Consider the following 20,285-nt stretch of genomic DNA (forward strand, 5'->3'; position numbering starts at 1 on the left):
CTGCGGCAATAAGCTCGACGTTATGCCTGCGGGATTGAGCATAAGTTGCACTAAATATCTGGAAATGGCTTCAAACATCCGATTAAAAGCCTTGAATGACAGCAACTTGGCTCAAGTTGTGGGGCTGAGCGTTTTTCTATATTCTGATTCGACTCTCTCGTTGAAGACGACTGGACAACTACGCATATGACAGACGCCAAGAAGCAAGCCGCGCTTGACTACCACGCCCACCCGATCCCCGGAAAACTCTCCGTCGAGCTCACCAAGCCGACTGCCTCGGCCAAGGATCTGGCGCTGGCCTATAGTCCGGGCGTGGCCGAACCGTGCCGCGAAATCGCCAAGGATGTCGAGAACGCCTACCTCTACACCGGCAAGGGCAACCTGGTGGCGGTGATCTCCGATGGCTCGGCCATCCTCGGCCTGGGTAACCTCGGTCCGCTGGCGAGCAAGCCGGTGATGGAAGGCAAGGGGGTGCTGTTCAAGCGTTTTGCCGGCATCAACTCGGTGGACCTCGAGGTCGACGCCGAGAGCCCGCAGGCCTTCATCGATACCGTGGCACGCGTTGCCATCACCTGGGGCGGCATCAACCTCGAGGATATCAAGGCCCCGGAGTGTTTCGAGATCGAGCGGGCGCTGGTTGAGCGCTGCAACATCCCGGTGTTCCACGATGACCAGCACGGCACCGCCATTGTCACCGCGGCGGGCATGCTCAACGCCCTGGATATCGCCGGCAAGTCCCTCGAAGAGGCGCGCATCGTATGTCTCGGTGCCGGTGCTGCCGCCATCGCCTGCATGAAGCTGCTGGTGGCCTGCGGCGCCAAGGCCGAGAACCTGTTCATGCTCGACCGTAAGGGCGTGATTCACAGCGGCCGCGACGATCTCAACCAGTACAAGGCGATGTTCGCCACCGAGACCGACAAGCGTACGCTGGACGACGCCATCGACGGTGCCGATGTGTTCCTCGGCCTGTCGGGCCCCAATCTGCTGTCCGCCGAGCAGCTCAAGACGATGGCCGCCAACCCGGTGGTGTTCGCCTGCTCCAACCCGGACCCGGAGATTCATCCCGACGTTGCCAACACGGCTCGCGATGATGTGATCATGGCCACCGGCCGCTCCGACTATCCCAACCAGGTCAACAACGTGCTGGGCTTCCCGTTCATCTTCCGCGGTGCGCTGGACGTGCGTGCCACGGCGATCAACGAAGAGATGAAGGTGGCCGCGGTTCATGCCCTCAAGGACCTGGCCCGTGAGCCGGTGCCCCAGTATGTACTGGATGCCTACGAGCTCGACGCCCTCGAGTTCGGTCGCGGCTACATCCTGCCCACGCCCCTCGATGCGCGCCTGCTCGACCGTGTCTCGGCGGCGGTGGCTCAAGCCGCGGTGGATTCCGGGGTGGCGCGCAAGCCGTTCCCGTCGCACTATCCGCTGAACAGCGTCGATGAGGTCTACGGCGGCTGAGTCCGTACGCTCTGACGCAGCACACGATGCCGGCCCCATGGGGCCGGCATTTTTGTTACCCGCTTACCAGCTGTAAACAAGCGAGGCGCTGGTGGTCATGTCGCTGCGCGCGGTGGCGGACTCGGGGGGCTGCGAGTTGCGGCGGATCTCGTGGGACAGGCGCAGCGCCATGCGCGAATTGATGCGAGCGGTCAGCGCCGAGTAGGAGCGTGAGGTGGTGTTGTCGCGGGTCGCCTCGATCGATAGCTCCTGGGAGAAAGAGGCGTTGTCGGTGACCTCCCAGTCGTAGGCCAGTGCGCCGTAGCCGACGCTGAAGCCTTCGCTCTCCTCGTCGCGCACGTCGTCGAAGCGGTAGCCGGGGCCGGCTTCCAGCGACAGGCGATGGGTGTCGCTATCGAGAATCTGGCGGCCATAGCCGGCAATCGTCGTGACCTGCTGGTCGTAGCCGCTGAAGCGATCCTTCTCCCAGCGCGCGAAGCCGAACAGATAGTGGTCGCCGTCGAAATCGTAACGTTCACGCCAGGCGGCCAGATACTGCTCGGCGCTGGTGGTGTCGTCGCGGGCGACGTTGCGGATCTCGCCGCGCAGACTGTGGGTCCAGTTGCCGGTCAGCCAGGTGAGCCTGCCCTTGCCGAGCAGGGTGCGGCTGTCGGTGTTGCCGGAGAGCTGGGTGAAGCCAAACTCCAGGTCGCCGGCGAAGACATCGTCTTCTTCGTCGGGCGGTGGCGGCGCATAGAATGGACTCGCCTGGGCGCCAAGCGGTAGCGCCAGCAGGATGGTGGCTACGCCGCAGAGGCCAAGCCGTTGACGTCGCATGCTGTAACTCCCTGTCGCTGCATGGGTGTCATGCCTACCGAGGGTAGGCGCTGGGTGCCAGGTTGTGAAGCGATGGCGGGCGGCGTCCATGCCGCCCCAGCCGCTGGCAACTTAGAAGATCGCCTCGTAGGAGCCGGTGCCCTGGGAGCCGCTGCTGTCCTCGATCTCGCGGCCCACGCTGCGCGGCTGGTAGTCGGGCAGATGATCGCCGTGGAACAGCTCGCTGATGCCGCCGGACTGGTCGTCATGCAGGCGGCGGCCGGTGTCGGCGTCGACGCGCAGGCGAACGATATTGGCCGGCGCTTCGGGCATCGCTTCGGGGCGGCCGTTGAGCGCATTGCCCATGAAGTCGATCCACACCGGCAGGGCCGCGCGACCGCCGTACTCGCCGGTGGTCTCGTTGTTGTCCTTGCCGATCCACACGGTGGTGACGAGATCGTCGTTGTAGCCGGCGAACCAGGCGTCGCGCTGCTCGTTGGTGGTGCCTGTCTTGCCGACGATATCCTGGCGGCCGAGCTCGAGGGCGGCGCGGCCTGTGCCGTTGTCGATCACGTCGCGCAGCATATCGCGCAGAATGTAGACGGAGGTGGGGTCGGCGACGCGCTCGGCGAGCGGGTACACGCGGCCGTCGATTTCCACCTCGGTGGCGCCGTTGTCGCACTCGCGGCAGGCGACCCGCGGCAGGGCCTCGTCGATGACGTTGTCGTCGTCGCCGCGGGTCACGCGCTCGACGAACCATGGCGAGACCTGGAAGCCGCCGTTGGCAAGCACCGCATAGGCGTTGGTCATCTCCAGCGGGGTCAGCGAGGCGCTGCCCAGCGCCAGCGACAGCCCCCGTGGCAGGCGGCTCTCGGCGAAACCGAAGCCCTCGAGAAATTCGATGGCGTTCTCGATGCCCAGGCTCTGCAGCACGCGTACCGTGACCAGATTGCGCGACTGCGCCAGCGCCACCCGCAGGCGGGTGGGGCCGAGGAAGTTGCCGCCGGCGTTGACCGGCCGCCACAGGTCGTTGCTGCCGTCCTGCATCACCACCGGGGCATCGTTGACCACGGTGGCGGCGTTCATGTCGCCGTCCTGGAGAGCGGCCAGGAACACGAACGGCTTGAAGATCGAGCCCGACTGACGCTGGGCCTGGGTGGCGCGATTGAACTTGCTGGCATTGAAGCTGAAGCCACCCTGCAGGGCCAGGATCGCCCCGGTGTCGGGATCGAGCACCACGATCGAGCCCTCGGCGTCGGGCCGCTGGGAGAGCCGGAAGCTGCCGTCGTCGCGCTCGAGGATGCGCACCAGATCGCCGCGGCTGGCAATCTGGGCCGCCGAGCTCGGCTCGGGACCGCGGGCGAAGGCGCTGCGGTATTCGCGCGCCCAGCTCAGGCCGTCCCACTCGAGGGTCACCAGTTCGCCGCGGCGATCGAGGACGGTCATCTCGCGGCCCTCGCTTTCGACCACGATGGCCGGCTGCAGCGGGCCGAAGCCCGGGGTGCGTTCGAGCACGCGCTGCCAGTTGCTGACGTCGCCGTCGATCCCCTCGACCCGGCTCTGGCTGCTTTCGGCGGCCTGACGGGCGGTCTCCATGACCTCCGGTGACTCGCCGAGCTCCTCTTCCAGGCCGCGACGCTCGGCGCGCTCCTGGGCCTCGACCAGGCTCGAAGGAATGCCGCTCTCTTCGACCCCGCGCCAGCCGTGACGCGTGTCGTAGTCGATCAGGCCGCGGGTCAGGGCGTCGCGGGCGAAGGGCTGCAGCTCACTGTCGAGGGTGGTGTGGATGCGATAGCCGCCGGTGTAGGCCTCATCGCCGTAGCGCTCGATGGCGAACTGGCGGGCCATCTCGGCGACGTAGGGGGCGTCGACTTCGACCTGGGCGGTGAAGCGCTGGGCGGTGATCGGCGCCTGTACGGCCTCGTCATAGGCGGCCTGGTCGATATAGCCCAGGTCGCGCATGCGATACAGGATCCAGTTGCGGCGGATCAGCGAGCGCTCCGGGTTGGCCAGCGGGTTGAACGACGACGGTGCCTTGGGCAGGCCGGCGATCATCGCCTTCTGGGCCAGGGTCAGCTCCGATAGCGGCTTCTGGTAGTAGGTTTCGGCGGCGGCCGCGACGCCGTAGGCGCGGTTGCCGAGGAAGATCTTGTTGATGTAGAGCTCGAAGATCTCCTCCTTGCTCAGCACCTGCTCCATCTGCAGCGCCAGCAGGATCTCGCGAATCTTGCGGGTGAAGGTACGGTCGAGGGTCAGCAGGTAGTTACGCGCCACCTGCATGGTGATGGTGGAGCCACCGGTCTGGATGGTGCCGCCGCTGGAAACCAGTTCGTAGGCGGCGCGCGCCAGGCCGCGCGGGTCGACCCCGGGGTGGTCGAAGTAGTTGGCGTCCTCGGCGGCCAGCAGCGCCTGCACCAGGTCTTCGGGCACCTCGTCGAAATCGATGGCCATGCGCCGCTCTTCGCCGAACTCGCCGATCAGCTTGCCGTCGCGACTGAAGATGCGCAGCGGGGTATGCAGCTCGAAGTCCTGTAGCTGGCGCACGTCGGGCAGGCCCGGGGCAAAGTAGAGCGCCGCGCCGACCACGGCCAGTACGCTGGCGGTGCCTAGCGAAAGAGTGATCCAGAGCAGCGAGATGACGGAGGTTTTGAGCAACTTCATGAAGAGGCGGTACCTGTGGTGCGTGCAAGCGGTGAAAGTGCTTGGTATCAATAGAGCCGACCATTCATTATATTAACCCAGGCTCTAGGCCACCAGCGTTGATGCGAGTTTTCACTGTTGCTACGCGATTTGGGGCGAATAGGCGGCATAAACAGCAGGTGTTCGGCTCAAGGCGCCATCTGCGATTGCCGATAATCCTGTTAGTGGCTCGTTACCCTCAAGCGTGGAGAAGTGCGTGGTGCGACTTAGACGTCCCGGCAAGGCACTGGTTGGGGTCGACATCAGTTCGGCGACGGTCAAGTTGATCGAGCTCAAGTCTACTCCCGGCCATTACCAGGTCGATAGCTATGCGGTTCGCCCCCTCCGCGAGGGTGCCGTGGTGGAGCGGCGCATCCGCCATATGCAGGATGTCGTCACCGCGCTGCAAGCCGCGGTCGAGCAGGCGCAGCTGCATACTCGCCGAGCCTGCGTCGCGGTCCCCGCTGGCGCGGCGATCACCAAGACGCTGACGTTTCCCGCCTCGCTCAACGATGATGAGATCGAGGCGCGCATTCAGCTCGAATCAGACAAGCATATTCCGTTTCCGTTCGCCGAAGTGGCCTTCGATTTTCAGCGCCTGGGGCCCAATGCGCGCTACGGCGACCAGCAGGACGTGCTGCTGGTCGCCTGCCGCCAGCAGGACGTCAGCCAGTTGACCGAGGCGCTGCTGCAGGCGGGGCTCGAGCCCGATGCGGTGGACGTCGAGACCTTCGCCATGGAGCGCGCCTTCGGCGAGCTGCGCCATCAGCTGCAGCCGCCGCTGGCGGCGGAGGATGACTGCGTGGCACTGGTCGATATCGGCGCGACCATGAATTCGTTTCACGTGCTGCGCCAGGGCCGCGTGACCTACAGCCGCGACACCGTATTCGGCGGCCGCCAGCTCACCGAGGAGATCCGCAGCCGCTACGGTCTGAGCCTCGAAGAGGCCGGCCTGGCCAAGAAGCGCGGTGGCCTTCCCGACGACTATCCCCGTGAGGTGTTGGAGCCGTTTCTCGATACGCTGGTCCAGCAGATCGGTCGCTCGCTGCAGCTCTACTACACTGCGGGCCGCAAGTTCGAGGTCAAGCGCCTGATGATCGCCGGCGGCTCCAGCGTGGTGCCGGGGCTCAGCGAGCGGCTGACCCAGGACAGTGGCATGGACGTGACCATCGCCAACCCCTTTCTGCGCATGAAGATCAACTCGCGCATCGATATTCACACCCTGGCCGGTGATGCGCCGGCCATGCTCACCGCCTGTGGTCTGGCCATGAGGGCGCGTCGATGACCATCGAGATCAACCTGCTGGCGTGGCGCGACCGCGTACGCGAACGGCGTAGCCGTCGCTTCCACGCGGCGCTGGTGCTGGCCGCGGCGATCGGCCTGGGCAGCGGGGCCAGCATGACCTTCTTCTATCAGCAGCGGCTCGAGGTGCAGGAGCAGCGCAACGCCCACGTGGAGGCCGCGGCCGCGCAGCTCGAGCGCGATATCCGCTCGATCAGCGAGTACGAGGCGGCGCGGGCGCAGATGCTCGATCAGATCGAGGTCTTCAGCCGCCTGCAGGTAGGGCGGCCGCAGACCGTGCACGTTTTCAATCAGTTGGTCGAGAGCCTCGAGGAGGGCGTGCACTATACCCGCCTGTCGCGGCAGGGCGATTCGCTGCGCCTGAGCGGCCTGGCCGACAGCAACCGCCAGGTGTCCGACCAGCTGCGTGCGCTGGCGGCGGCCAGTGCGCTCGATGTGCCGGTGCTCTCCGAGGTAGAGTCGCAGGACGGCGCGGCGCAGCGTCGCTTCAGCCTGAGCGTCAGTCAGCAGATGCCCGAGGAGGCCGAGCAGCACGATGACACGGCGCCTGAGCCGGGTGCCGAGGAGGGTGCGTCATGAGCCTGGCGGGAGAGTGGCGGCGGCTGCGCGAGCTGGAGTGGCGCGAACTGGATATCAAGGAGTCGGGCAGCTGGCCCTGGTCGCTGCAGCTGATCTGCTGCCTGCTGGCGCTGGGGCTGACCTTTGCCGGCATGCACTGGTACCTGGCGGCGCCCAAGGCCGAGGAGCTGGCCGCGGCCCAGCGTCAGGAGCAGAGCCTGCTGCGCGACTACCAGAGCAAGGCGGTGCAGGCGGCCAACCTGCCGGCGATGCGGGCTCAATCGGATGAACTGGAAGAGCGCCTCGAGGCGCTGCTCGAGATGCTGCCCACCGGCGCCGAGGTCCCCTCGCTGATCGACAACATCAGTGAGACGGCCATCGACAACCAGCTGTCGATCGACTTCATCCGGCTGCGCGCGCCGGAGCAGCGCGAGTTCTACGTCGAGCAGCCGTTCGACATCCAGGTACAGGGCGACTATCACCGCATCGCTGCCTTCCTGGCCGGGGTGGCCGGCCTGCCACGCATCGTCACCCAGCATGACTTCAGCCTCGAACCGGCGGACGATCCCGGGCTGCTGCGCCTGTCGATGCTGGCGCGAACCTACAGCTATCGCCGTGACGGCGAGGGGGCGCCATGAGGATGTCGTCACTCGCCCTGGTGGCGTGCCTGCTGCTGGTCGGCTGTGCCGACCCCGACCTGGCCGGTCTCGATCGCGAGCTCGAGGCGCTCAAGCGCGATCCCGGCGAGCTTTCGGTCGAGCCGCTGCCCGAGGTGCCGCGCTACCGCGCACCGGGCTACGAGCAGGCCAATGCACGCAGCCCGTTCCTGGCGCGGCTGCCGCAAGACGACGTCGCCACGCCCCAGGGCGAGCGCGCGCCGGATCCCGAGCGGCCGCGCGAACCGCTGGAGCGCTACGCTCTTAGCGAGCTCGAACTGGTCGGCACCCTGACCGTCAATGCCCAGCCCTCGGCGCTACTGCGTGCGCCGCAAGGCCAGGTGCATCGGCTGCGGGTCGGCAACTATCTGGGGAGCGATGATGGCCGCATCGTGAGCATTACCGGGGCGTCGATCGTGCTGGTCGAGACCGTGCGCGAACGCAACGCCTGGGTCGAGCGAACGCGAGAAATGACGCTGCCCAACTAGGGCAAACCATATACACCGCTGAGCCGGAGGGCAGGCGGCGCGGCGTAGGGGAATATTACAATGACGATTATCAGGCGTCTGACCGCAGCCCTCAGCATGGTGCTGCTGAGCCTGCCGGCGCTGGCGGCGTCGACACTCGACGACCTCTCCTATCGCCAGACGGCGGGCGGTGAACTGGAAGTGGTGCTGTCGTTCAGCGGCGGCGTCCCAGAGGTGCGCGGCTATCGGCTCGATGACCCGGCGCGACTGACCATCGACCTGATGGACACCGCCAGTCGTCTCGAGCGCAGCCAGCAGACGCTGCAGATTGCCGGGGTGCGCGACCTGACCACCCTCGAGGCCGGGGCCCGTACCCGGCTGGTGTTCGCTCTCGACGGGGCGCTGCCCTACAGCACTCGCCAGCAGGGCGACGCTCTGGTGCTGACGATTGGCGGCGACGGCGGCGCCCGGCAGGCGGCGGCGCCACAGGCCGAACCGGCTGGCGCACAGCCCGCCGCGGCACTGGCAAGCCGCGAGCCGCGCATCGAGGAGATCGACTTCCGCCGCGGCGACGACGGCGCCGGCCGGCTGATCGTGACCTTCGATCGCGACGGCGTCGACTCCCGCGTCCGCGAGAGCGGCAGCCGGGTGATCGCCGAGCTGCGCCGGGTGGAGCTGCCGGCAGAGCTCGATCAGGTGCTCGACGTGACCGATTTCGGCACCCCGCTGCGGCGCATCACCCCCCAGCCGGGGCGCGACGGCGTGACCCTCGAGCTCGAAGCCAGCGGCGACTACGCCATGCTCTCGACCCACAGCGGCCGCCAGCTGGTGATCGAGATTCAGCCGGTGTCCCAGGCCGAGCGCGAGACCCGCGAACGCGAGCGCTTCGCCTACACCGGCGAGCGCATCACCCTCAACTTCCAGGATATCGAGGTGCGCTCGGTGCTGGCGATCATCGCCGACTTTACCGGCCTCAACCTGGTCGCCAGTGACAGCGTCACCGGCAACGTGACCCTCAATCTCGAGGACGTGCCCTGGGATCAGGCCCTCGACCTGGTGCTCAAGAGCCACGGCCTGGCCAGCCGCCAGGAGGGCAACGTGATCGTCGTCGCGCCGGCCTCGGAGCTGGCCAATATCGAGCGCCAGGAGCTCGAGTCCCGCGAGCAGATGGAGACCCTTTCGCCGCTGACCACCGAGATGATCCAGGTGCGCTACGCGCGGGCCTCGGACCTGGCCGCCCTGCTGCGCGGCGAGGGTGGCTTCGGGCTGCTTACCGAGCGCGGCCGGGTCAGCGTCGACCAGCGCACCAACACCCTGCTGATCCAGGATACCGCCGACCAGATCCAGAGCATCCTGCGTACCCTGGACCAGCTCGACGTGGCGGTGCGCCAGGTGCAGATCGAGGCGCGTATCGTGATCGCCCGCGACAGCGCGACCCGCGAGCTTGGGGTGCGCTGGGGGGCCTCTTCGACCCGTGGCTTCCGCGAGCGCGAAAGGTTGGGTGAGGACCTTTCTCCTCGAGAAGCCAATAATCTTGTCGACAACGTGGCGCGCAACATCAACCCGCAGGGCCTAAATCGCGCGCGCGGCGGCCTGGCCGTGGATATGGGCAATGCCACCAACCCGCTATCTACCTTCGCCTTCGGCTATCTGTCGGGGGATATCCTGCTTGACCTAGAGCTGCGCGCCCTGGAGAGCGAAGGCAAGAGCCAGACCATCTCCCAGCCGCGGGTGATCACCGCCAATCAGCGCACCGCGGTGATCAAGCAGGGCACCGAGATTCCCTTTCAGGAGGCCACCTCCAGCGGCGCCACCAATGTCGAATTCAAGGAGGCGGTGCTGTCGCTGGAGGTCACCCCGCAGATCACCCCGGACAACCGCATCATCATGGACCTGGTGATCAACAATGACACCGTCGGCGAGGAGTTCGCCGGGGTGCCGTCGATCGATACCAATCAGATCGAGACCCAGGTGCTGGTGGATAACGGCGAGACCGTGGTGCTGGGCGGGATCCTCACCACCGAGCAGGTGCGCAGCCTGTTCAAGACGCCATTCTTCGGCGACCTGCCGCTGATCGGCAATCTGTTCCGCTATACCCAAGACTCGAGCGAAAAGGTAGAGTTGCTGGTATTCATCACCCCGAGAATCATCGAGGACGGACTGGCAATTCGCTGATGCAGGATTTACCCAACCTTTTTCTGATCGGCCCCATGGGGGCCGGCAAGAGCACCATCGGCCGCCTGTTGGCGGCCGAGCTGTCGCGCGACTTCTTCGATAGCGACCACGAGATCCAGGGCCGCTGCGGCGCCGATATCCCGTGGATCTTCGAAATCGAGGGCGAGGCGGGGTTTCGCGAACGCGAGGAGGCCATGATCGATGAGCTGACCCAGCGCCACGGCGTGGTGGTGGCCACCGGCGGCGGTGCGGTGATGCGCGAGAGCAACCGCCGGGCGCTGCGCGAGCGCGGCACGGTCATCTATCTCTACACCACCGTCGAGCAGCAGCTGCGGCGCACCGCCAAGGACCGCAATCGACCACTGCTGCAGAACGGCAATCCCGAGGAGATCCTGCGCGGCATGTTTGCCAAGCGCGATCCGCTCTACCGCGCCACTGCCGACCTGATCGTGCGCACCGACCGCCGCGGTCCGCGCTCGGTGGTCAGCGAAATCGTGCGCCGCGTGACGCGCCTCGTCGATCCACTGCAATGCAAGGCCTGACATGACTCCACACGCCCCGTCACCGGTGACGCTCAATGTCGAACTCGGCGAGCGCAGCTACCCCATCCATATCGGCGTCGGCCTGCTCGGCGACCCCCAGTGGCTAACGCCCTACCTGGCCGGGCGCCAGGTCATGGTGGTCACCAACGAGGTGGTGGCGCCGCACTACCTCGAGCGCTTCAAGGCCGGCCTGCCCGGTGACCTGGAGGTGCGTGAGCTGGTGCTGCCCGACGGCGAAGCCACCAAGACCCTCGATCACGTCAGCCGTATCTGGGATGCCCTGCTCGAAGCGGGCTTCAACCGTCGCTGCACCCTGGTGGCACTGGGCGGCGGGGTGATCGGCGACATGGTCGGCTTCGCCGCGGCCGGCTATCAGCGCGGTGTGGCCTTCATCCAGGTGCCCACCACGCTGCTCGCTCAGGTCGACTCCTCGGTGGGCGGCAAGACCGGCGTCAACCACCCGCTGGGCAAGAACATGATCGGCGCTTTCTGGCAGCCCCGCGCGGTGCTGATCGATACCGACAGCCTGGCCACCCTGCCGCCCCGCGAGCTGTCGGCGGGGCTTGCCGAGGTGATCAAGTATGGATTGATCCGCGATGTCGACTTCCTGTCCTGGCTGGAGGCCAATATGGCGGCGCTGCGCGCGCTGGACCAGGTGGCGCTGCGCGAGGCGATCCGTCGCAGCTGCGCCCTCAAGGCCGAGATCGTCGCCGCCGACGAGACCGAGCAGGGCGTACGCGCGCTGCTCAATCTCGGCCACACCTTCGGCCATGCCATCGAGGCGCACCAGGGCTACGGTAACTGGCTGCACGGCGAGGCAGTGGGCACCGGCATGCTGATGGCCGCCGAGTTGTCACAGCGGCTGGGCTGGCTGAGCGAAGCGGACGTCGCCCGAGCGCGGCGCATCGTCGCTGCCGCCGGCCTGCCCGAGGCGGCCCCCAGGGCCATGGGCGTCGATGACTTCCTGAGCCGCATGCGCCTCGACAAGAAGAACATCGATGCCAGGCTGCGCTTGATCCTACTGCGTGGACTGGGCGATGCCTGCCTGGATGACCAGACCCCGCCGTCGCTGCTTGAGGCGCTGCTGCGCGACTATCCGCGCAGCTGATCCCGCTACCTTTGCCCTGCGCCACATCCAGATCACGGCGCCTGCTGACCGCAGGCGCCGTTTTTTACTGCTGTGGGGTCGGGAACTCTGGCAGTAATTCGCATGCCTTATGCACAACTCGCATGGCCTTTGGCGTAAAATTAAGACCAAAGTCTAATAATGGTGAGCTGGGCAGAGCGAGGGTACAAGTCATTGACCTGCCACGTGTTTTTTATTGAATGCTGAGCTAACTAGCCGATTTCTGGCGATTTTTCTGATTGAGGAGGAGGTGGGGAATTGCGTGTCACAGGGTAGCTGGCTATGCTGTACGGCCTTTTTCACGCCAGACAACGGCCGCTCAACGGTAACTAAAAATCAAGCAAAACATTAAATAATAGCACTGAGCGCTTCTGGACACAAGACATCGATTTCAGTGAGGCACGCCCATGAGACAGGGTCTTCATCAGCCGGGTGAGTTCCGGGACAACTGCGGCTTCGGCCTGATCGCGCACATGGAGGGCCAGGCCAGCCATGCGCTGCTCAAGACCGCCATCGAGTCGCTGACCTGCATGACCCACCGCGGCGGCATAGCCGCCGACGGCAAGACCGGTGACGGCTGCGGCCTGCTGCTAAAGATGCCCAGCGATTTCATGCGTGCCGTGGCGCGGGAGTCGCTGGGCGTCGAGCTGGGGCGTAGCTTCGCCGTGGGCAGCCTGTTCCTGCCCGATGACGACGCTCGCGAAGCCCACGCCCGCGAGGTGCTGGAGGCCGAGCTGGTCGCGCGCAATCTTACCGTGCACGGCTGGCGCGAGGTGCCTACCGACGCCAGCGTATGTGGGCCGATGGCGCTCGACTGCTTGCCGCGCATCCGCCAGCTGTTCGTCGAGTCTCCCGACGAGCGTCTCGATGCCCAACTGGCGGTGGACCTTTTCATGGCGCGTCGCCGCGCCGAGCAGCGCCTGCGCAACGAACAAGACTTCTATATCTGCTCACTGTCGGCCAAGGTGGTCTCCTACAAGGGCCTGATGATGCCCGTTGACCTGCCGACCTTCTATCGCGACCTCGGCGATGAGCGACTGGAGACCGCCATCTGCGTCTTCCACCAGCGCTTCTCCACCAATACCGCTCCGCGCTGGCCGCTGGCCCAGCCGTTCCGCTTCCTGGCCCACAACGGTGAGATCAATACCATCGAGGCCAACCGCGGCTGGGCCAACTCGCGCAAGGAGAACTTCGTCAGCGAGCTGCTGCCCGACATCGCCGGACTCGACGAGATCGTCAATACCGTGGGTTCCGATTCGTCGAGCATGGATAACATGCTCGAGGTGCTGATGACTGGCGGCATGGATATCTACAACGCCATTCGCATGATGGTGCCGCCGGCCTGGCAGAACGTCGAGACCATGGACGGCGACCTGCGCGCCTTCTATGAGTACAACTCCATGCACATGGAGCCGTGGGATGGCCCCGCCGGCATGGTCATGACCGACGGCCGCAACGCGGTGTGCATGCTGGATCGCAACGGCCTGCGCCCGGCGCGCTGGGTGATCACCAAGAATGGCTTCATCACTCTGGCCTCGGAGATCGGCACCTACGACTACGCCCCCGAGGACGTGGTCGCCAAGGGGCGCGTCGGGCCCGGTCAGGTACTGGGTATCGACACCGAGACCGGCGAGGTGCTGCACACCCAGGACATCGACGATCGTCTCAAGTCGGCGTTCCCCTACAAGCGTTGGCTCAAGGATCGCGCCCACTATCTGGAGTCGGCGCTCACCGAGCTGGCGCGCTTCCAGCCGATGGACACCAACGAGCTCAACGTCTACCAGAAGATGTTCCAGATCAGCTTCGAGGAGCGTGACCAGCTGCTGCGGCCGCTGGCCGAGAGCGGTCAGGAGGCGGTGGGCTCGATGGGCGACGATACGCCGATGGCGGTGCTGTCGCGCCAGAACCGGGTGCTCACCGACCATTTCCGCCAGAAGTTCGCCCAGGTCACCAATCCGCCCATTGACCCGCTGCGCGAAGCGATCGTGATGTCGCTGGAGACCTGCATCGGCGCTGAGCTCAACGTCTTCGAAGCGACACCGGATCACGCCCATCGCATCATCCTGACCACCCCGGTGCTGTCGCCGCGCAAGTTCACCGCGCTGGTCAATAACGAGGATCCCGCCTTCACCAGCCACACCCTCACGCTTGCCTACGACCCCGAGCAGCAGGGCCTCAAGCAGGCGCTGCAGGCGCTGTGCCAGGCCGCCGAGGCGGCGACGAAGGATGGCAAGGTGATCCTGGTGCTGAGCGATGCCGGCCTCGAGAAGGGCCAGCTGCCGATTCATGCGGCACTCGCTACCGGTGCCATCCACCACCACCTGGGCCGTCTGGCGCTGCGTCCGCGGGTCAATCTCGTGGTCGAGACCGGCTATGCCCGCGACGCACACCAGATGGCGGTGCTGTTCGGCGTCGGCGCCACCGCGGTCTACCCCTACCTGGCCTACCAGGTGCTGGCCGACATGCATCGCACCGGCGAGCTTACCGGCAACCCGGCGGATGCCCGCGAGAACTACCGTAAGGGCATGCAGAAGGGGCTCTACAAGATCCTCTCCAAGATGGGCATCTCGACCCTGGCCTCCTACCGCGGCTCGCAGCTATTCGAGGCGGTGGGGCTGCACTCCGAGGTGATGGAGATGTGCTTCACCGGCATGGCCTCGCGCATCGAGGGCGCCGGCTTCGCCGAGATCCAGATGCAGCAGGAGTTGCAGGCGCGGGATGCCTGGCTGCCGCGCAAGGGCATCAGCCAGGGTGGCCTGGTCAAGTACGTCCACGGCAAGGAGTACCACGCCTACAACCCCGATGTGGTGATGACGCTGCAGGAGGCAGTGCAGCAGGGCGACTACCAGAAGTGGAAGAAATTCGCGCGGCTGGTCAACGAGCGCCCGGTGGCGACCATTCGCGACCTGCTGGCTCTCAAGCCGGCCGTCGAGCCGCTGTCGCTGGACGAGGTGGAGCCGGTAGAGAGCATGCTGCCGCGCTTCGACAGCGCCGGCATGTCGCTTGGTGCGCTGTCGCCGGAGGCCCACGAGGCGCTGGCCCAGGCCATGAACGAGGCCGGCGGGCGCTCCAACTCTGGCGAGGGCGGCGAGGATCCGGCTCGCTACGGCACCATTCGCAGCTCCAAGATCAAGCAGATCGCCTCCGGGCGCTTCGGCGTCACCCCGGCCTACCTGGTCAACGCCGAGGTACTGCAGATCAAGGTCGCCCAGGGTGCCAAGCCCGGCGAGGGCGGCCAGCTGCCCGGCGGCAAGGTCAATGAGCTGATCGCCCGGCTGCGCTACTCGGTACCCGGCGTGACGCTGATCTCGCCGCCACCGCACCACGACATCTACTCCATCGAGGACCTGGCGCAGCTGATCTTCGACCTCAAGCAGGTCAATCCAGACGCCCAGGTCTCGGTCAAGCTGGTCTCCGAGCCGGGGATCGGCACCATCGCCACCGGCGTGGCCAAGGCCTACGCCGACCTGATCACCGTGTCGGGCTACGATGGTGGTACCGCGGCCAGTCCGCTGACCTCGATCAAGCACGCCGGCAGCCCCTGGGAGCTGGGCCTGCCCGAGGTGCACCAGGCGCTGCGCATCAACGGCCTGCGCGACAAGATCCGCCTGCAGACCGACGGCGGCCTGAAGACCGGCCTCGACGTGGTCAAGGCGGCGATCCTCGGCGCCGAGAGCTTCGGCTTCGGCACCGCGCCGATGGTCGCGCTGGGCTGCAAGTACCTGCGCATCTGCCACCTCAACAACTGCGCCACCGGCGTCGCCACCCAGCACCAGTACCTGCGCGACGAGCACTTCCGCGGCACCGTCGACATGGTCAAGCACTACTTCCGCTTCATCGCCGAGGAGGTGCGCGAGCTGATGGCACTGCTCGGCGTGCGCAAGCTCACCGACCTGATCGGCCGCACCGATCTGCTCGAGGTGATCGAGGGGCAGACCAATGCCCAGCGCCGGCTCGACCTGACGCCGCTGCTGGAGAACGACCACGTGCCGGCCGAGGCGCCGCAGTTCTGCCAGGTCAAGCGCAACGTGCCCCACGACCCGGGCGCCAAGAACCGCGAAGTGCTCGATGCACTGAGTGACGCCATCGAGGCCAGGTCCGGCGGTGAGTTCGCGTTCACCATCACCAACTGCGACCGCAGCGTGGCGGCGCTGACCTCGGGCGCCATCGCCAAGCGCTACGGCGAAGAAGGGCTCGAGGAGGCGCCGATCACCGCGCGCTTCACCGGCGTGGCCGGGCAGAGCTTCGGGGTGTGGAACGCCCGTGGCCTGCACCTGCACCTCGAGGGCGACGCCAACGACTACGTCGGCAAGGGCATGAACGGTGGCTCGATCACCATCGTGCCGCCGCGTGCCAGCACCTTCGAGAGCCACAAGACGGCGATCGTCGGCAACACCTGCCTGTATGGCGCGACTGGCGGCAAGCTGTTCGCCGCCGGCCAGGCCGGCGAGCGCTTCGCGGTGCGCAACTCCGGCGCCCATGCGGTCATCGAAGGCGCCGGCGACCACTGCTGCGAATACATGACCGGCGGCCTGGTCGCCGTACTCGGCGAGACCGGCGTCAACTTCGGTGCCGGCATGACCGGCGGCTTCGCCTACGTGCTCGACGAGGACCGTACCTTCGTCGACAAGTACAACCACGAGCTGGTCGAGATTCATCGGATCAACACCGAGGCCATGGAGGCCTACCGGCGCCACCTGCGGGAAGTCATCGAGGAGTACGTCGCGGCCACCGATTCGGCCCGCGGCCACGCGATCCTCGAGGACTTCAGCGACTTTATCCGCCACTTCTGGCTGGTCAAGCCCAAGGCAGCGAGTCTCAACGGCCTGCTCGCCGAATCCCGCCGGCGGCCCGAGTAAGCCCGACGTTCCAGACTTCGAGGAGAGACGACCATGGCAAACCGTCTGAGCAACGACTTTCAGTTCATCGATGTGGGTCGCCAGGACCCGGAGAAGAAAGAGGCGCGTACCCGGGCCAAGGAATTCGCCGAGATCTATGAGCCCTACAGGCCCCAGGAGGCGGCCAGCCAGGCGCACCGCTGCCTGCACTGCGGCAACCCCTACTGCGAGTGGAAGTGCCCGGTCCACAACTATATTCCCAACTGGCTGAAGCTGGTCAGCGAGGGCAACATCCTGGAGGCGGCGGAGCTGTCGCACCAGACCAACTCGCTGCCCGAGGTGTGCGGCCGGGTGTGTCCCCAGGACCGCCTGTGCGAGGGCGACTGCACCCTCAACGACGGCTTCGGCGCGGTGACCATCGGCTCGGTGGAGAAGTACATCACCGACACCGCTTTCGCCATGGGCTGGCGGCCGGACATGTCCGGCGTCACCTGGACCGACAAGAAGGTCGCAGTGATCGGCGCCGGCCCAGCCGGGCTCGGCTGTGCCGATATCCTGGCGCGCAGCGGTGTCAAGCCGATAGTCTACGATCGCTACCCGGAGATCGGCGGCCTGCTGACCTTCGGGATTCCCGAGTTCAAGCTCGAGAAGCACGTCATGGAGCGGCGTCGCGCGGTGTTCGAGGAGATGGGCATCGAGTTCCGCCTGAATACCGATATCGGCAGTGACGTGACCATCGAGGCGCTGCTCGAGGAGTACGATGCGGTGTTCATGGGCATGGGCACCTACAAGTACATGCAGGGCGGCTTTCCAGGTGAGGATCTGCCCGGCGTGCACAAGGCGCTCGACTACCTGATTGCCAACGTCAACCATTGCCTGGGCTTCGAGAAGGACCCGGCCGACTATGTGTCGCTGGAAGGTCAGCGGGTGGTGGTGCTGGGCGGCGGCGATACTGCCATGGACTGCAACCGCACCGCGATTCGCCAGGGGGCGGCCAGCGTGACCTGCGCCTACCGCCGCGACGAGGACAACATGCCCGGCTCCAAGCGCGAGGTGAAGAATGCCCGCGAGGAGGGCGTCGACTTCCTGTTCAACCGTCAGCCTGTGGCAGTGGTCGGCGAGGAGCGCGTCGAGGGCGTCAAGGTGGTGCGCACGCGGCTCGGCGAGCCGGACGAGAACGGCCGCCAGCGCCCCGAGGTGGTGCCGGGCTCGGAGGAGATTCTGCCCGCTGATGCGGTGGTCATCGCCTTCGGTTTCCAGCCCACCGATATCGACTGGCTGGCGCCGAACAGCATTGCGGTAGACGAGCGCGGCCGCATCAAGACCAGCGAGGAGGCGGCGTTCGCCTTCCAGACCAGCAATGAGAAGATCTTTGCCGGTGGCGACATGGTGCGTGGCTCCGACCTGGTGGTGACGGCCGTCTACGAGGGCCGCCAGGCCGCCGAGGGTATCCTCGATTATCTGGGGGTGTAAGGCCTGGCCCCAGCGCCGCTGGGGTGGAAGTGGCATTCTGCGTCTTGTGCCTGACGCCACCAAGGTGAGCGGCGCCGGGGACAGGTCGAAGAGGGGGGTCGATGCCATGGATGGCATCGGTAGCGTCCAGGGATGGATTCACAGCGCCCCCTCGTAGGCCTGTCCCCGGGTAAGCCGCGTTTCTCAGGCAGTGGGTCGCCAGAGCAGCCGAGGTGGTTCGGCACGTGAGACAAGACTTGCGACGCACAAGGACGAAATCCTGACGCTGCGCGAGCGACTGACGCGTCGGGCCGAAACCAGGTCCCTCTGTGCCGGCCCTCGATCGACATCCATGTCGATCGCCGCTAGTCGCTCGCTTACCGTCAGCGTCCTTGCGAAGTCGCTGCGCATTGTCTCAGCGCGCCTCGGCTATTCAGTGCCTAGCAATTCCGTGCCTCACCAATGCTGCGTCTCGCCAAAATTGAGCCGATTCGCCGAATCTGCTACTCTGTCGTCCCATCCTGGCGCGGTTTCCTGCGGCGCCTTCTGATCACGTTTCGACAGGTTTTCCATGACACGATATATCTTCGTGACCGGCGGCGTTGTGTCCTCTCTCGGCAAGGGCATCGCGTCGGCTTCGCTGGCGGCGATCCTCGAGGCGCGCGGCCTCAAGGTCACCATGCTCAAGCTGGATCCGTACATCAACGTCGATCCCGGCACCATGAGCCCCTTCCAGCACGGCGAGGTGTTCGTCACCGAAGATGGCGCCGAGACCGACCTCGACCTGGGTCACTACGAGCGCTTCATCCGCACCAAGATGACCCAGGGCAACAACTTCACCACCGGCCGCGTCTACGAGCACGTGCTGCGCAAGGAGCGCCGCGGCGACTACCTGGGCGGCACCGTGCAGGTGATCCCGCATATCACCGACGAGATCAAGCGCCGCGTCTACGAAGGCGGCGAGGGCTTCGATGTGGCGCTGGTGGAGATCGGCGGCACCGTGGGTGACATCGAGTCGCTGCCGTTCCTCGAATCGATCCGCCAGATCAGAAGCGAGCTCGGCGCCAACCGCGCGATATTCATGCACCTGACGCTGGTGCCCTATATCAAGACCGCTGGCGAGACCAAGACCAAGCCGACCCAGCACAGCGTCAAGGAGCTGCGCTCCATCGGTATCCAGCCGGATATCCTGATCTGCCGCAGCGAAGTCGAGCTCGAGGCCAGCGAACGGCGCAAGATCGCGCTGTTCACCAACGTCGAAGAGCGCGCCGTGGTGCCGCTGCAGGACGCCGACACCATCTACCGCATTCCGCTGATGCTCCACGAGCACGGCCTTGACGAAATCGTCTGCGACAAGCTGCGCCTGGAAGCCAGCGATGCCGACCTGCATGAGTGGGTGCGGGTGCTCGACGCCAAGCTCAATCCGCTCAAGTCGGTCAATATCGCCATGGTCGGCAAGTACATGGAGCTGCTCGACGCCTACAAGTCGCTCAACGAAGCGCTGATCCACGCCGGCATCCAGGGGCGGGTCAAGGTCAACGTCGACTATGTCGACTCCGAGGACATCGAGCGCCACGGCACCGACCGTCTGGCCGGCAAGGACGCCATCCTGGTGCCCGGCGGCTTCGGCGAGCGCGGCGTCGAGGGCAAGATCATTACCGCCCGCTACGCCCGCGAGAACGGCATTCCCTACCTGGGTATCTGCCTCGGCATGCAGGTTGCGGTGATCGAGTTCGCGCGCCACGTGGCGGGGTGGAACGACGCCAACTCCACCGAGTTCACCCATGACACCCAGCACCCGGTGGTGGGCCTGATCACCGAGTGGCTGAGCCCCGAAGGCAAGATCGAGCTGCGCGATGCCGCCTCCGATCTCGGCGGCACCATGCGCCTGGGTGGCCAGATATGCCACCTCAAGGCTGGCAGCAAGGCCCGCGAGGCCTACGGCAACGACGAGATCGTCGAGCGCCATCGCCACCGCTTCGAGGTCAACAACCAGTTCATCGAGGAGCTCGAGAAGGCTGGCCTGGTGGTCTCCGGCAAGAGCGTCGACCAGTCGCTGGTGGAGATGATCGAGCTGCCCGACCACCCCTGGTACGTGGCCTGCCAGTTCCACCCCGAATTCACCTCGACGCCGCGCGACGGCCATCCGCTGTTCTCGGGCTTCGTCAACGCCGCGCTGGAGCACAAGAACGTCCGCGCGCGTCAGCATTCCCAGGCCCAACCCCAGGGCTGAGCTC

Annotated in this window: 13 protein-coding genes; 11 read left to right on the forward strand and 2 right to left on the reverse strand. The window is 66.0% G+C overall.

Features of this window, described 5'->3' with window-relative positions:
• Positions 1–186 precede the first annotated feature (186 nt).
• Entirely contained in the window at positions 187–1,458 is a 1,272-nt protein-coding gene (locus QC821_RS13900) for a malic enzyme-like NAD(P)-binding protein (protein WP_309722571.1), read from the forward strand.
• A 63-nt stretch (positions 1,459–1,521) separates the two neighbouring features.
• On the opposite strand, the gene QC821_RS13905 is transcribed toward QC821_RS13900, so the two are convergent.
• The gene (locus tag QC821_RS13905) at positions 1,522–2,274 is read right to left on the reverse strand and encodes a DUF481 domain-containing protein (RefSeq protein WP_309722574.1); all 753 of its coding nucleotides are present in this window, start codon (positions 2,272–2,274) and stop codon (positions 1,522–1,524) included.
• A 111-nt stretch (positions 2,275–2,385) separates the two neighbouring features.
• Positions 2,386–4,914: a penicillin-binding protein 1A gene (locus QC821_RS13910; RefSeq protein WP_309722576.1), complete on the reverse strand. Its 2,529-nt coding sequence runs from the start codon at positions 4,912–4,914 to the stop codon at positions 2,386–2,388.
• Between the two features lie 238 nt (positions 4,915–5,152).
• Between QC821_RS13910 and pilM the strand changes: the two genes are divergently transcribed.
• From pilM to QC821_RS13960, 10 genes are all read left to right on the forward strand, one after another.
• Positions 5,153–6,217 (forward strand): type IV pilus assembly protein PilM, encoded by a 1,065-nt coding sequence (gene pilM / locus QC821_RS13915; protein ID WP_309722788.1) that lies wholly within the window; start codon positions 5,153–5,155, stop codon positions 6,215–6,217.
• Positions 6,214–6,813: a PilN domain-containing protein gene (locus QC821_RS13920; protein WP_309722582.1), complete on the forward strand. Its 600-nt coding sequence runs from the start codon at positions 6,214–6,216 to the stop codon at positions 6,811–6,813. The genes pilM and QC821_RS13920 overlap by 4 nt, the downstream gene beginning before the upstream one ends.
• On the forward strand, positions 6,810–7,430 hold the full coding sequence (locus QC821_RS13925; RefSeq protein WP_309722584.1) for a type IV pilus inner membrane component PilO: 621 nt from the start codon (positions 6,810–6,812) through the stop codon (positions 7,428–7,430). The genes QC821_RS13920 and QC821_RS13925 overlap by 4 nt, the downstream gene beginning before the upstream one ends.
• 2 nt (positions 7,431–7,432) lie before the next feature.
• Entirely contained in the window at positions 7,433–7,936 is a 504-nt protein-coding gene (locus QC821_RS13930) for a pilus assembly protein PilP (protein ID WP_309722586.1), read from the forward strand.
• Between the two features lie 60 nt (positions 7,937–7,996).
• Positions 7,997–10,090 carry a type IV pilus secretin PilQ gene (locus tag QC821_RS13935; protein ID WP_309722588.1) on the forward strand — a complete coding sequence of 698 codons (2,094 nt, stop codon included), beginning with the start codon at positions 7,997–7,999 and terminating at the stop codon, positions 10,088–10,090.
• Positions 10,090–10,632 (forward strand): shikimate kinase AroK, encoded by a 543-nt coding sequence (aroK, locus tag QC821_RS13940; RefSeq protein WP_095621458.1) that lies wholly within the window; start codon positions 10,090–10,092, stop codon positions 10,630–10,632. Before QC821_RS13935 ends, aroK begins: the two co-directional genes overlap by 1 nt.
• Position 10,633: 1 nt before the next feature.
• Positions 10,634–11,740 carry a 3-dehydroquinate synthase gene (gene aroB / locus QC821_RS13945; protein ID WP_309722594.1) on the forward strand — a complete coding sequence of 369 codons (1,107 nt, stop codon included), beginning with the start codon at positions 10,634–10,636 and terminating at the stop codon, positions 11,738–11,740.
• 425 nt (positions 11,741–12,165) lie between these two features.
• On the forward strand, positions 12,166–16,617 hold the full coding sequence (gene gltB / locus QC821_RS13950) for a glutamate synthase large subunit (RefSeq protein WP_309722597.1): 4,452 nt from the start codon (positions 12,166–12,168) through the stop codon (positions 16,615–16,617).
• A gap of 33 nt (positions 16,618–16,650) precedes the next feature.
• A complete protein-coding gene (locus QC821_RS13955) occupies positions 16,651–18,069 on the forward strand; it encodes an FAD-dependent oxidoreductase (RefSeq protein ID WP_309722600.1) in 1,419 nt (472 codons plus the stop codon).
• A gap of 550 nt (positions 18,070–18,619) precedes the next feature.
• Positions 18,620–20,281 (forward strand): CTP synthase, encoded by a 1,662-nt coding sequence (locus QC821_RS13960; protein ID WP_309722603.1) that lies wholly within the window; start codon positions 18,620–18,622, stop codon positions 20,279–20,281.
• Positions 20,282–20,285 lie beyond the last annotated feature (4 nt).

Source organism: Franzmannia qiaohouensis (assembly GCF_031451695.1).
Taxonomy (GTDB): Bacteria; Pseudomonadota; Gammaproteobacteria; order Pseudomonadales; family Halomonadaceae; genus Franzmannia; species Franzmannia qiaohouensis.

What these genes read in the sequence shown, in the direction of transcription:
- QC821_RS13900 (WP_309722571.1), top strand. Translation starts at nt 187, where the DNA reads ATGACAGACGCCAAGAAGCAAGCCGCGCTTGACTACCACGCCCACCCG.
- QC821_RS13935 (WP_309722588.1), top strand. Translation starts at nt 7,997, where the DNA reads ATGACGATTATCAGGCGTCTGACCGCAGCCCTCAGCATGGTGCTGCTG.
- QC821_RS13910 (WP_309722576.1), bottom strand. Translation starts at nt 4,914, where the DNA reads ATGAAGTTGCTCAAAACCTCCGTCATCTCGCTGCTCTGGATCACTCTT.
- QC821_RS13955 (WP_309722600.1), top strand. Translation starts at nt 16,651, where the DNA reads ATGGCAAACCGTCTGAGCAACGACTTTCAGTTCATCGATGTGGGTCGC.
- QC821_RS13925 (WP_309722584.1), top strand. Translation starts at nt 6,810, where the DNA reads ATGAGCCTGGCGGGAGAGTGGCGGCGGCTGCGCGAGCTGGAGTGGCGC.
- QC821_RS13930 (WP_309722586.1), top strand. Translation starts at nt 7,433, where the DNA reads ATGTCGTCACTCGCCCTGGTGGCGTGCCTGCTGCTGGTCGGCTGTGCC.
- QC821_RS13920 (WP_309722582.1), top strand. Translation starts at nt 6,214, where the DNA reads ATGACCATCGAGATCAACCTGCTGGCGTGGCGCGACCGCGTACGCGAA.
- gltB (WP_309722597.1), top strand. Translation starts at nt 12,166, where the DNA reads ATGAGACAGGGTCTTCATCAGCCGGGTGAGTTCCGGGACAACTGCGGC.
- QC821_RS13905 (WP_309722574.1), bottom strand. Translation starts at nt 2,274, where the DNA reads ATGCGACGTCAACGGCTTGGCCTCTGCGGCGTAGCCACCATCCTGCTG.
- aroK (WP_095621458.1), top strand. Translation starts at nt 10,090, where the DNA reads ATGCAGGATTTACCCAACCTTTTTCTGATCGGCCCCATGGGGGCCGGC.
- aroB (WP_309722594.1), top strand. Translation starts at nt 10,634, where the DNA reads ATGACTCCACACGCCCCGTCACCGGTGACGCTCAATGTCGAACTCGGC.
- QC821_RS13960 (WP_309722603.1), top strand. Translation starts at nt 18,620, where the DNA reads ATGACACGATATATCTTCGTGACCGGCGGCGTTGTGTCCTCTCTCGGC.